A 13077-nucleotide genomic window follows, 5' to 3' on the forward strand; every position below is an offset into this window, starting at 1 on the left:
ATGAGCCCTCCATGAACCCGGTCCGCTGTTTGCGAGCGCTACGGGCTGCGATGTTCGCAGCCCTCTGTGTGCTGCTCGCGGCGACCGGACACCTGCTCATGTCCGGTGTGCCGGTGCCCTGGTGGGCCTTGGCCGTCGCTTTCCCGGGCACGGCGGCGACGGCCTGGGCCCTGGCCGGACGTGAACGCGGGCTGCTCGCCGTGACGACGGCGGCCGTAGCCGTCCAGGCGGTGCTGCACGCCGGTTTCACCCTGTCCCAGTCGCTCGTCGGGCCGGCCGCACCGACCGGATCAGGGCTGATGGCCCCGATGGCGCCGATGGCGGGGATGACGCGGCCGCCCGGCGTCGGGATGCCGGCGGCCACCGCCCACTCGCACCACGCCATGCACGGGGCGACGGACACCGCGGCCGCCCTGACCAGCGCCACCGGCGCCGCCGGCGGGCCGTTGCCGGTCGGCGTGCACGAGGCGGGCGCCATGTCTGCGACCGGCATGCTGGCCGCGCACCTACTGGCCGCCGTGCTGTGCGGGCTGTGGCTCGCGCACGGCGAGCGGGCGGCCTTCCGCGTGGTGCGCGCCGTCGCCGGGCGCCTGTGGACTCCGATGCGGCTGCTGCTCCGTACGGCGGTGCCCGCGCACCGGCCACCCGTCCGCGTCCGCCGCCGGCGGCGGAACCGCGCGCCGCGCCGGCTGTTCCTCGTCCACGCCATCACCTCACGGGGTCCGCCGACGGGAACCGCTGTCCTTTGACAGCTGGTTCCCCGAGCCGCGTCCGCGACCGCGACCGCTTTCACCCGTGCTTCGCACCCGCTTTCGCACCCGCACACCGCGCCTCGGGCCTCGGCCATGCCTTCCGGCAGGCCGCACCCCTCACCGGCACCGCCGCTCGTGGCGCCGGACTCCCTTTGCCCGTAAGGACCTTGTGGCGATGACTGCTGCCCTGACGACCCCTTCCGCCCCTTCTTCCTGTACCGCCGGCGACCGGCCGGCCCGGCGCACGCCCGACTCCGACGCGGCGGTGACCCGGCTGGCGTTGGACGCCCGCGACGGCGATCCGGTGAAGACCGACCGGTTCGTGCGCGCGCTCCACCGCGACGTCTGGCGCTACGTCGCCTATCTCAGCGCCGACACCCAGGCGGCCGACGACCTCACCCAGGACGTCTTCCTCCGTGCGCTGGCGAGCCTGCCCCGGTTCGAGGGCCGTTCCTCCGCGCGGACCTGGCTGCTGTCGATAGCCCGTCGCACGGTCGTGGACAGCCTGCGCCACGCGGCCGCCCGGCCCAGACTCTCGGACCGCTGCGACTGGCAGACGGCGGCCGAGCAGACCCAGCCGTACGACGTGCCGGGCTTCGAGGACGGCATCGCCCTGGCGGAACTGCTCGCCGTCATCCCGTCCGAGCGGCGGGAGGCCCTGGTGCTGACGCAGTTGCTGGGCCTGTCGTACGCCGAGGCGGCCACGGCCGTCGGCTGCCCCATCGGTACGGTGCGCTCCCGGGTCGCCCGCGCCCGCACCTCGCTGATCGCGCTCCTGACGGACACCCGGACGGCCGAGCCGGCGCCGGAGCCCCCGGCGCAGCGGCACGATCGGGCCGGAGAACGGACGCTCACGGCGGCCGCGGCCCTCGCCTGAGCCGCCGGCGCGCGAGCGGACGTACGACATAGGAGGGGAGGGCTGCGGGCGCCGTGAGCGCCCGCAGCCCTCCCCTGCCACGCCCACGCCACCTCTGTGACACGAACAGGCATGCTCTGTAGGGGAGTTGCCGCGCAGGGTCGGAAGCCGACGAGGGATCCACCAAGGCCTTCCGGTGGTCCGTGCGGGGCATGACGGGCACGCGGGAAGGCCGTGACGGCATGCGGGCAGGGCCGGACGGCACACGGGCATGACGGGGTACGACGGCACCACGCGGCCGAATGTGCGGGCGCGCCGCAAGATATCAGCCTTCCGCTCGGTCGCCGGGATGTTTGTCCGATGGTGATGTCCTACGGCCTCGGCGCCGCGCCCGGCACTAGCGTCCCGTGACACCCCGGGAATGCGGGTGCGCACCGCACAGTTCGTGCGGACCCTCCTGCCCCGCCACCCCCTCCCGGCCCTTGGAGCGAGGAGGCACAGTGCCGTCATTGCGGCGGAGATCCATCAGCAGTTTGTCGGTGGCCACGCGATACACGATCGGAAGCGGCCTGGTCATCACCGCCCTTGCCCTCACCCTGATCGCCCTTCTGATACCCGTGGACAGCTTCGGCAGCCGGCCCGCGGCCGCTGTCGCGGGCCCGGCGGGCGACGACGACGGCGGCGGAACGTTGAGCACGGCCTACGGACCGCTGACCGCCGCGGACCGTGACTTCATCCGCAAGGTCCGGCTCGCCGGGCTCTGGGAGCTGCCCGCGGGCCGCCAGGCCCAGCAGCGCGGGTCGAAGCCCGCGATCAAGACGGCCGGCCAGCACCTCATCGACGGCCACACCGAGCTCGACCGGCAGGTCATCCAGGTCGGCCAGGCCCTCGGCGTCGATCTGCCCAACCAGCCGTCCGCGCAGCAGCAGGACTGGCTGGGCCAGATGAACCGTGCACGCGGAGAGGAGTACGAGCGGCTGTTCGTACAGCTGCTGCGCCGAGCCCACGGAAAGGTGTTCGCGCTGCTGGCCGGGATTCGGGCCCAGACCAAGAACTCCATGGTCCGAGCCCTCGCCTCGTCCGCCAACGCCACGGTTCTGGACCACATCACGGTCCTCGAAGACACCGGACTCGTCGACTTCGACGCGCTCTCTGACAATGCCCAACCGACGAAGTGAAGTGATCGCATGAGTAAAAAGGGACACAAACGCCCACGGCTGTCGAACAAGGTCCTGGGCGTGATCTCGGCGCTCGTCCTGGGCGGCGGCGGGGTCGCCGTCGTCGCCGGGAACGCGTCCGCCGGTCAGAACGATCGGGCGATACAGACGATCGACTGCCCCGACGTGGGAGAGAAACTCACCGCGGTCCCCGAACAGGCCAAACCCGAGGTCGACGCGAACCTCGCCAAACTGGACGACCAGGTCGCCGACGCGTACAAGAAGCTCGCGGCCGGCCAGGCGAAGGGCAACGCCCTCCTCGGCGACCTGAAGCAGAAGCGCGACCAGACCATCAAGGGCATGAGCGACGCGATGGGCCGGGCGGGCCAGGCTCCCGCGGACATCAAGTCGTTGAGCGCCTGCACGATGAAGGACGCACCCGCCGCGGACGCGGCCGACGCCAAGGTGGACGCCGCGAGCAAGGGCGAGCAGGGCGCGGTCGCCCAGGCCGCCGCCCAGAAGGGTGGTCCGTCCAAGAACGACTTCGTCAACATCACCAAGATCAAGCCGAACGTCCGCAATCCCCAGCAGGCGGGGAACGCCTCGAAGGGCTCCTTCACCTCGCAGTGCGGCCGCAACGAGAACGGCCACTTCAACCCCGACAACGTGATCGTCGCCCCCGGCGTCTCCAACGGCGCCCACCACATGCACGACTACGTGGGCAACCTGACCGCCGACGCCTTCTCCACGAACAACAGCCTCGCCGCGTCCGGCACCACCTGCAGCAACGGGGACCAGTCCACGTACTACTGGCCCGTGCTGCGGTTGCGCGACGGCAAGGTGGAGAAGGACGCCAAGGCGCCCGGCGGCGGCCAGGACGGCAACGTCGGCACCATCCTCAAGCCGAAGCAGGTGTCGCTCACCTTCAAGGGCAGCCCCGTCGGCAAGGTCACGGCGATGCCCCGCTTCATGCGCGTCATCACCGGTGACGCCAAGGCCTTCACCAACGGCAACGCCAACGCCAACGCCTCGTGGAGCTGCACGGGCTTCGAGAACCGTCAGCTGAAGGACAAGTACCCGGTCTGCCCGAAGGGCAGTGACGTGGTGCGCACCTTCAACTTCCAGAGTTGCTTTGACGGCAAGAACGTCGACAGCGCGAACCACCGCACGCACGTGGCCTTCGCGGACAAGAACGGCAAGTGCCCGAACGGCTTCAAGGCCATGCCGCAGCTGGTGATGCGCCTCACCTACGGGGTGGCGCCGGGTGCCCGGTTCGCCGTGGACAGCTTCCCCGAGCAGCTCCACAAGCCGGTGACCGACCACGGCGACTTCATCAACGTGATGTCGAACGGCCTGATGAACAAGGCCGTGAACTGCATCAACAACGGGCAGAACTGCCGCTGACCCCCGCAGCGGGAGCTTCCCCCCTCCACTCCCGGGCCGGACGCCCACTCCCCCATCCCCGGCGTCCGGCCCGGGACAGGTGTTGGCCCGAAGCCGACTTCGGGCCAACACCGCACGTATATGTACGCCGCCGCCGAGTCCCGGCGGCGTACGCATGACACGAGACCGGCCGGACGGCGTGCCCCCCACGGGCACGGCGCCGGCCGCACGGCGTGGCGCACGACTCGACACCGGCCGCACCGCGGGCCACCGGCCACCGGCCACGGTTCACGCACGACACGGCGTCCGTAAGAAGACGCACCGCACGAAAAGGCGCCCGTACCCGACGGCGTACCGAACGAACCGAACGAGACGGCGCCCGACCCGACGGCGCAGACAGGACATGACGGTCCAGTGACAGACACACGAAACAGCCCGGCCCGGCCCCGTGACAGGGGGCCGGGCCGGGCTGTTCGTGACTCAGAGGCCGTTGACGCGGGCCATTCGTCCGACGACCACGGGGGTGAAGTCGGCTTGGATGACGCGGGCGGCCCTGCGGCCCACCCGGGAGTGCTGACGTCGGACCTGGGCCATCAGCCGGCGGCTGCGCAGCGCCATTTCGAGCTCGAAGCGGGTACGGGGGTCACGCAGGCCGGTCCCGAAGAGCTTCTCCAGCTGACGCATGCGGTACCGCACGGTCTGCGGGTGCACACTCAGCGCCTTGGCGGCCTCGGGGGCTCCGCCGCCCTCCAACCAGGCGAGCAGCGTCACCTCCAACCGTTCGCTCTGGCGGGGGGTCAGGTCGGCCAACGGTCGAAGCCACCGGGCGGCCAGCGCGTGGGCCAGGGGCTCGTCCTGAAGGAGCAACAGGGTCGAGAGGTGGTCGTCCACGAAGACGGGCCGGGCCTCCACACCGGGACGGGCCGGTGTCAGTGCGGCCAGGCGCAGGGCCCAGCGCAGCGAGGAGGCCGTGTCGCGGAGCGGTACGGCGTGGCCCACGGCAGCGAAGCGGCCGCGGAGCAGGTTTTCCAGCGGGGCGCGGGTGTCCGGTTCGGGACTGGGGACGAGCAGGCACGGACGGCCCGCGAACATGCCGACGAGGCAGTGGTCCAGTGCGGCGGCGAGCTGCTGGGTCTCGCCGGGCGTGGCGGGCACGATGGCCCGGACGGCGAGCGGGAGAGGCCAACCGGCCGCCTCCGCGAGCTCGCTGAGGGACATCTCGGAAGCGTCCCTGTCATCGGTGAGGGTCTTGAAGAGGTCGTGCCGCGCCCGATCGATCTCGCGGACGCCTTCGTGTCGGGTCTCGTGCCGGCTCTCCTGCCGGGCTTCGCGCAGGCCTTCGTTGCGCACTTCGCGCAGACCCTGGCGATGTCCGTCCCGGAGGCCCTCGGTGCGGGACTCGTTCCGGGCCTCGGTGCGGGCCTCACGAAGTCCCTCGTGCCGGCCCTCGTGTGTGACCTCGCACTCGTGCCTGGCCGCGATCCCGACTTCGATCTCGTGCTCGACCTTGCTGTCGAACTGGCTCTCGATCTTGACCTGGTTCTCGATCTCGTCCTCGCTCTCGGCCTGTTCATCATGCGCGTCCGGTGCTTGTTCCCGGGGCTGTTCCTGGTAGCCGAGGACGGTGAGGAGAGCCTCTTCCACCCGCTGCCGGAACAACTCGTCATCAATGGCATCGTTGTCATCGATAAGTGCGGAAAATTCCGGAATTCCATGCAGAAGCTCCTCCACTATCTCGGCGGCCAGCGAGGGCAGTTCCCTACGCAGGACGCGCGTCCACTCGCCACGTGGGCGGGACCAGATGCGGTTCAGAAGTTCACACATCGTTTTCCTCGTTCGTGCCGGGGTGAGGCTTGTCCGGGGAAGAGGCGACAAGCCCGCCGAGGTTGCCTCCGACGTCAACATCCTTGTCTGACGTAGAAGTTGCGGCCCTCGTACTCCCTCCTTGAGAGGTCCGACCACTTACGGTCCCGCCGTTTTACCTTGTTTTTACCGTCCGGGACGCGTAAGTGACGGTCAGCGCGGTGGCCTGTCGCAACCTCCGCTGGAGGGGAATCTTCCGGTGTTGTTCGATGCACCGGAGACGCGGTGCGAGAAATTATCACGTTTCGATAAATCCTGTGGAGCTGCTGTGCAGCTCCACGATGCTGCTGCACTCCGGCCCCAAGTTCCCTCGGCCGGCGCGGAGTTTCACAGCGCTGCCGGGCACGACGACAACGACCCCCGGGTACCGAGCGCCAGGTGGAGCGCTCGGAGCCCAGGCGCACAGGAGAACTGGATGCCCCTGCCCCAGCCTCAACTGCCCAGCTCACACAGGGCCCGCCGTAAGAGCCGCCACGCCGTGGCCGCGGCTTCGGCAGCCGGACGGAGGGCCGTCCGGCGGCCCTCCCTCCTCCCCCGGGACGGCAGGCTGAGCCCCGGCGTGCTCTGCGCCGTCGGCGCGGCCGTCGTGGCCGTCACCGTGGCCGCCCGAGCGGGCGCATTTACCCAACTATGGGCGTTCCTCGACTTCGGGGCGGGCGTGCTCTCGCTCGTCTCGCTCACGGCCACCGTCCTATGGGGACTGGCCGCGACCGACCGGGTCATCCTCGGCTCGGGCCACCGGCTGCTCGCCCAGGGCGCGCACCGCGGCCTCGCCGTGTCCGGGCTCGGTTTCCTCGCCCTGCACATCTGGGTCAAGGTCGCGGGCCAGCGCACGACCGCGACGTCCGCGCTCGTGCCGTTCACGGACGCCACGCGGCCCGTCCTGGTCGGGCTCGGCAGCCTGGCCGGATACCTCTTCATCTCGGTGGCCATCTCCGGTGCGGTGCGCAGTGTGTTCAACACCCGGCGCGGCTCCGCGTGGTGGCGAGCTCTGCACTTCGGCGCGTATCCGGCCTGGGGTGCCTCACTGGTGCACGGCCTGAAGTCGGGTCGCGCCGCCGACACCTGGGTCACGGTCGCCTACGGGCTGTGCCTGCTCGGCATCGTCGGCGTGCTCGTGTTCCGGGTCAGGACGCGGGTCCTGGACGCGGCCTCGCTTCCGCCCGTCCCGCAGCCCGTGGCCCAGACGCCGATCAAGGGCGGTGTGCCCCGGCAGCGGCGATCCTCGCGTCCGGCGGCTGCCGCCGTGACCGCGAATTCGGCGCAACCGCCCCGGCCCGACCAACCGCCCCGGTTCGACCGACCGCCCCAGCTCGACCAACCGCCGCGCACCGCCGTCTACGCGCCGAGCCGCGCCGGCCGAGCCGGCGCGGCCGCGGACGCCGAGACGCTCATCAGCCGGGATCAGTGGCTGTGAGCGGCCTCCCACGCCCCAGCCTCGGCTGTGTGGGGGCGCCCCGGCTGCTGGCCGGGCTCGACCAGGCCGCGCGGCTCGACCGCGTGGCCCATTTGACGACGCACGGCCAGATGCCCCGCTACCGGCCGGAGGAGCTCGTCGACCTCGCCGACAACATCGACCTCCGCGGCCGCGGCGGCGCGGGCTTCCCCTTCGCCAAGAAGCTGCGCTCCGTCATGCGCTCGGCACGCGCCGGGGACGGACAGACCGCCGTCGTCGTCAACGGCAGTGAGGGCGAGCCGAGTTGCCTCAAGGACACCGCACTCCTGCTGCACACCCCCCATCTGGTGCTCGACGGGGCCCTGCTGGCCGCGGCCGCGTTGAACTCCGAGGACGTCGTGGTGGGCGTCACCCGGGGGGACGTGGAGCAGTCGCTGCGGGAGGCCGTCGCGGAACGCGGCCCGGCGGGCCGCCGGGTGCAGATCACCCGGCTCCCCGAACGGTTCGTCACCGGCGAGAGCACGGCGCACGTGAACGGTCTGAACGGCGGCCCGACGCTGCCTTCCGGACAGAAGGTGCGCACCAGCGACCGAGGCCTGAACGGGGTACCCACCCTGTTCTCCAACACCGAGACCTTCGCCCAGCTGGCCGTCGCCGCCCGGCTCGGCGCACTCGACTTCCGCGCGACCGGCCTGCCCAGCGAGCCGGGCACCATCATGCTGACCATCGCGGGCACCACGGCCGTCGAGACACCGAGCGGGGCCGCGCTGTCCTACATCCTGGAACTGTGCGGAACCGATCCGGGCCAGGGCGTGCTGGTCGGCGGCTATCACGGCAAATGGCTCGATCCGGCGTCCGCGCGCGCCGCCGAGATCTCCCGCGAGTCCCTCGACCGGCTCGGCGCGCGACTGGGCGCGGGGGCGGTGCTGCCGCTGCCCATGGACACCTGCCCGGCCGGCGAAGTGGCACGCGTGACCCGCTGGATGGCGAAGGAGTCGGCCGGCCAGTGCGGCCCCTGCGTACGCGGGCTGCCCGCCATCGCCGACGTACTGGACGACGCCATTCGGGGTGGGGGAAGACCCGCCCTGGAGATGCTGGAGCTCCGTATGAAGGCGGTGCTCAAACGCGGCGCGTGCAGCCATCCTGACGGCACCTCGGCCTTCGTCGCCTCCGCGCTGCGCACCTTCCCCGACGAGTTCCGGGACCACGCGCTCGGCAGCGGCTGCGGCCGGCGGGTGCTGGGCGCCCTTCCGCTGCCCGAGGACGAGGAGAGTCCGGAGCGACTGTTGGTCGACTGGACCCTGTGCAAGGGCCACGGGCTGTGCGTGGACGTCCTGCCCGATGTGGTCCGCCTCGACCTGGACGGCTTCCCCGCGGAGGCCTCCATGGCCGTACCCCGCCAGTTGCGGCAGAAGGCGCAGCGCGCCGTGCGCCGCTGCCCGGCCCTCGCGCTGCGCATCCAGGACTGAACCAATGCGCCGGGTTCAATGTTGGCGCGATCTGACAAATTCCCGGTGATATCTGCTTCCGCCGCTCCGGGCCCCGTATCAATTACCGGGGGCAAGAAAACGCGGAACCGAACCTGAAGGAGAGATCGTGAAGATGCGTCGTGAGATATTCGCCGGGTCGGCGGTCGCGGTACTGATGTTGACAACAGCCGCATGCGGAAGCTCCGACAATTACGGGGGAAAGGCCCCTGCGGTACAGCCGGTGGGCGACAGCAAACAGGTCGGATCCCCTTACGGCGACCCGTACGGAAGCGGTTCGGGAGCCGCCCCGGCGGGCGCCGCCGACAAGAGCGGCCCGGCCGGCGAGCTGAAGGTGAGCGAGATCCAGGGCCTGGGATCCGGGGTCACCGACAGCGCGGGCATCACGCTCTACCGGTTCGACAAGGACACGCCGAAGCCGCCCAAGTCCAACTGTGAGGGTGACTGCGCGGCGGCTTGGCCGGCGGTCGCCGCGAACGACGCCTCGGTCAGCGCGGGCATCGACGCGGCGCTCCTCGGCTCCGTCGAACGCTCCGACGGCACCAAGCAACTCACCCTCGCCGGATGGCCCGTGTACCGCTACGCGAAGGACGTCAAGGCGGGCGACGCGCTCGGTGAAGGCGTCGGCGGAACCTGGCACGTCCTGGGCCCGGGCGGGAAGCCGGCCGGGGCGGGCAAGGGCGCGGCGGCCGGGGCCGAGAAGGAGGAGAAGGAGGAGAAGCCGGCCGCCGAGGCCAAGGGCGACGAGCTCACCGCCGTGCAGAACCCGGAGCTCGGAACCCTCGTCGAGGACGCGGAGGGCAAGACGCTCTACCGCTTCGACAAGGACAGCGCCTGGCCCATGAAGATCGGCTGTGTCGACGCCTGCACGGACACCTGGAAGCCGGCCAAGCCTGTCGACAAGAACAAGGTAAGCGGAATCGCACCTGAATTGATTGGAAAGGTGAAGCGGCCCGACGGGACCGAGCAATTGACGATCGACTGCTGGCCCGTTTACTCCTTCACCGGCGACAAGGAGCCCGGAGACACCACGGGGCACAACAACAAGGGTCTCTGGTTCGCCATCACCGACAAGGGCAAGAAAGCGAAGGTCGTCGGCTAACTCCTGTTCGCGGCCCGCCGATCCGCCCCCGAAACGCGTGGTGCCCGGGTACCTCCCCACCCGGGCGCCACGGACCCTTCCCGATCAGCCAGAGAGGTCGCCATGCCGTCCACCGACCGCCGCACCCGCCGGATCCGGCGGATCCGCCCGTCGCTTCCGGCCCTCGCGGCGGTGTGCGTCGCAGCGCTGCTGTGCGGGGGCTGTTCCTCGAAGGCGGCGGCGCAGCACACCTCGACGAAGGCCTCGGCCTCGCAGACCCCGGCGGCGGCCCCCGGGACCTCCCTCGAACAGATCGCCACGGCTATCGGCTGTACCGCCGAAGTGAACGTGGAGGTCGAGGAGTTGCGCCAGGGTGGCTGCCAGGCCGGACAGGTCGTCTACCGTATGGTCACCTTCGCCGCGGAGAAGGGTCTGCACTCCTGGCTGACCGAGGCCCGGATGTACGGCGGCCTCTATCTGGTCGGCGACCGATGGGTCGTCACCGCGCCGACGGAGGAGTCCCTGACGGCACTCCGCGGGCGTCTCGGCGGCACCCTGGAGACCGGTGACACGCACGGTGGGGCGCACGGCGGTGCGTCCGGCCAGACCCCCGGTCAGACCCCCGGTCAGGCAGCCGGACAGACGCCCGGCGGTACGCCCGGTGAAACCCCCGGCGCGACCCACGGCGGCGAGCACGAGGGCGGGCACGACGGCGGCCAGGGTGGCGGCAACTGAGGCCGCTCCCCCGCACCGCGCACACGTCGGCCCCCGGCACACGCCCGGGGGCCGACTGCGGCGTGTCGGCCACCTGTCCGGTTGTGGGCTCGTTCGTGAGGCGCACAGGGTACGGACCTTCGGGATGATTCGGCCGGGCTCCGCGTGCAACAGGGTGTACGCGTAAGCGACTTCACCGAAAGGAACGGCTCCGTGCGCATGAAACGCTTCGCACCGCTGCTCGCCGCCGCCGGACTCATCGCGACCACCGTGCCCCTGCTGTCCGCGACGCAGGCCTCCGCCGCCCCGACCGCGGACCACCTTCGGCAGAAACCCGCCTGGCACCGCTGCAGCCCCGAGCAGCCGGCCTCGTACGAGTGCGCGACGCTCAAGGTCCCGCTCGACTACCGGCGTCCCGACGGGCGCACGATCGACCTCGCCATATCCCGGATCAAGAGCGAGAACCCGGCCAAGCGGCACGGCGCCATGCTGCTGAATCCCGGCGGCCCGGGCGGTTCCGGCCTCGACCTGCCGTTGCTGATGAGCGGGGCGATGCCGAAGGACGTACGGGAGAGCTACGATCTCATCGGCTTCGACCCCCGCGGTGTGGGCGCCAGCAGTCCGATCACCTGCGGACTGAACGACGCCGAGCAGAGCTTCGACCGGGCCTACCGACCGGAGAGCTACGGCTCCGACGTGACCTGGGCGCGTACCGTCGCCGACAAGTGCCGGGAGAAGGCCGGTTCGGTGCTTCCGTACATCACCACCCGCAACACGGCCCGGGACATGGACACCATCCGTGCGGTCCTCGGCGAGCGCAAGCTCTCCTACCTGGGCTACTCGTACGGGACCTACCTCGGCGCGGTGTACTCCCAGATGTTCCCGGACCGCACGGACCGCTTCGTGCTCGACAGCGGCGTGGACCCGCAGCGGATCTGGCGCGGCATGATCCAGGTCTGGGCCACCGAGGCCGAACCCGCCTTCGCGCGGTGGACGGGGTGGGCGGCACAGCGGTCGGCCGAGTACGGGCTGGGCGACACCCCGAAGGCCGTGTCCGAGACCTTCTGGGACCTGGTGGCGCGGGCCGACAAGGAGCCGTTCGAGTTCGAGGGCATGAAGGTCGACGGGGACCTGATCCGCACCACGCGCGCGGTGTTCTTCTACCCGGCGCAGGCCACCCCGATGGTCGTGGCCCTGAAGGCCGCGTCCGAGGGCAAGCCGTTGCCCGGGGGGACGACCGCGACGGAACTCGAGCGGCTGCTGACCGGCGGTTCGGCGGCCGAGCCCGCCTCGGACAACGGCACCGCCGTGTTCTGGGCCGTGGCGTGCGGGGACACCGGCAGTTGGCCCCGCTACACCGAGCAGTACGAGCGGGACGCGGTGAAGGACAAGGCCAGGTACCCGCTGTACGGGGACTTCGCGTCCAACATCAAGCCGTGCGCCTTCTGGGACCGGCCGGTCGAGGCGGCCACGCCGATGCACAAGAAGGCGAACGTGCTGACGGTGCAGAACGAGTGGGACTCCCAGACCCCGCTGGTGAGCGGCCAGGGCCTGCACAAGGCCCTCAAGGGCTCGCGGATGGTGCTGGCGGTGGGCGGTGAGGGCCACGGCGTGTACCTCTTCGACCCCACCTCCTGCGCCAACGCCGCGGTGAACGCGTACCTGACCACGGGCAAGCTCCCCGCCCAGGACGTCACCTGCCAGAACCCGCCGGCCGCCGCCGAGCGGCAGGGCGCGGAGGCGCCCGCGAAACCGCTGCCGTTCCCGTCCACGCCCGGACGCTTCTGACTCCGGCCGGAGCCGGTACCCGCCCGGGCCCCGGCCCGGGCGGGTTCCACGGCCACGCGTTCGGGCGGAGCGACGTCGACGCCCTCGCGCTGAACGTTCCCGGGACGGCCCTCAGGCCTTGATCGACGCCTCCGCGGCCGCCTTGATGCGCCGACCGAAGTCGGGGGCGTCCTTGCGGGCCGCGCCGAGGGCCAGGCCGACGAGCAGTTTGCCGATTCCGTGGCCTTCGAGGGTGTTGAAGATGCGGACGCGGGTGCGGCCGCCGGGGAGGGGTTCGAGGTCGTAGCCGCCCTCCGCCGTGACGAGGTTGCGGCTCTGCTCCGTCCAGCGGATCAGGTGCGGCGCGTCCAGGCCGACGATGCGGAACTCGCGGCCGGTCTTCATCCCGGCGTCCTTGACCGTGCTGCGGAAGACCGTGCCGAGGGCCGTGGGGCCGTCCGGGGTCTTGGTGATCTCCTGGACGCGGGGGCTGAACTCGGGGTCGTGCCGCCCGTCGGCCAGATAGGCGAACACCGCCTCCACCGGTCGGTCGATCTCGACACTCGCCTCGAACTGTCCGGACATGTGGGCTCCTCGGTACGGCTAGCTGTGGACCACGAT

Annotated in this window: 11 protein-coding genes; 9 read left to right on the forward strand and 2 right to left on the reverse strand. The window is 71.0% G+C overall.

Annotated elements, in window-relative coordinates; all coding sequences use genetic code 11:
- Positions 1-50 precede the first annotated feature (50 nt).
- The 4 genes from ACWG52_RS05655 (at position 51) to ACWG52_RS05670 (ending at position 4169) form a co-directional block, all read left to right on the forward strand.
- Positions 51-749, forward strand: coding sequence for a hypothetical protein (locus ACWG52_RS05655; RefSeq protein ID WP_390136700.1), 699 nt, complete (start codon positions 51-53; stop codon positions 747-749).
- A 178-nt stretch (positions 750-927) separates the two neighbouring features.
- On the forward strand, positions 928-1629 hold the full coding sequence (locus ACWG52_RS05660) for a sigma-70 family RNA polymerase sigma factor (RefSeq protein ID WP_390136702.1): 702 nt from the start codon (positions 928-930) through the stop codon (positions 1627-1629).
- A 518-nt stretch (positions 1630-2147) separates the two neighbouring features.
- Positions 2148-2786 (forward strand): DUF4142 domain-containing protein, encoded by a 639-nt coding sequence (locus ACWG52_RS05665; RefSeq protein ID WP_326749522.1) that lies wholly within the window; start codon positions 2148-2150, stop codon positions 2784-2786.
- A 9-nt stretch (positions 2787-2795) separates the two neighbouring features.
- Positions 2796-4169: a DUF1996 domain-containing protein gene (locus ACWG52_RS05670; RefSeq protein WP_161292417.1), complete on the forward strand. Its 1374-nt coding sequence runs from the start codon at positions 2796-2798 to the stop codon at positions 4167-4169.
- 459 nt (positions 4170-4628) lie between these two features.
- On the opposite strand, the gene ACWG52_RS05675 is transcribed toward ACWG52_RS05670, so the two are convergent.
- Entirely contained in the window at positions 4629-5792 is a 1164-nt protein-coding gene (locus tag ACWG52_RS05675) for a PucR family transcriptional regulator (protein ID WP_390136704.1), read from the reverse strand.
- Between the two features lie 634 nt (positions 5793-6426).
- On the opposite strand from ACWG52_RS05675, the gene ACWG52_RS05680 reads away from it, so the two are divergent.
- The 5 genes from ACWG52_RS05680 (at position 6427) to ACWG52_RS05700 (ending at position 12477) form a co-directional block, all read left to right on the forward strand.
- Positions 6427-7428, forward strand: a complete 1002-nt coding sequence (locus ACWG52_RS05680) for a hypothetical protein (RefSeq protein WP_389810387.1) — start codon at positions 6427-6429, stop codon at positions 7426-7428.
- The gene (locus ACWG52_RS05685) at positions 7425-8876 is read left to right on the forward strand and encodes an NADH-ubiquinone oxidoreductase-F iron-sulfur binding region domain-containing protein (protein WP_389810390.1); all 1452 of its coding nucleotides are present in this window, start codon (positions 7425-7427) and stop codon (positions 8874-8876) included. Before ACWG52_RS05680 ends, ACWG52_RS05685 begins: the two co-directional genes overlap by 4 nt.
- 133 nt (positions 8877-9009) lie before the next feature.
- Positions 9010-9996, forward strand: a complete 987-nt coding sequence (locus tag ACWG52_RS05690) for an SCO0930 family lipoprotein (RefSeq protein WP_389810713.1) — start codon at positions 9010-9012, stop codon at positions 9994-9996.
- A 102-nt stretch (positions 9997-10098) separates the two neighbouring features.
- Positions 10099-10710, forward strand: coding sequence for a hypothetical protein (locus ACWG52_RS05695; RefSeq protein WP_390136707.1), 612 nt, complete (start codon positions 10099-10101; stop codon positions 10708-10710).
- 198 nt (positions 10711-10908) lie between these two features.
- A complete protein-coding gene (locus ACWG52_RS05700; protein WP_453128024.1) occupies positions 10909-12477 on the forward strand; it encodes an alpha/beta hydrolase in 1569 nt (522 codons plus the stop codon).
- Positions 12478-12588: 111 nt separating this feature from the next.
- Here the strand turns inward: ACWG52_RS05700 and ACWG52_RS05705 are convergent, their stop codons facing one another.
- A complete protein-coding gene (locus ACWG52_RS05705) occupies positions 12589-13041 on the reverse strand; it encodes an SRPBCC family protein (protein ID WP_389810399.1) in 453 nt (150 codons plus the stop codon).
- Positions 13042-13077 lie beyond the last annotated feature (36 nt).

Source organism: Streptomyces sp. CLCI03, assembly GCF_053615355.1.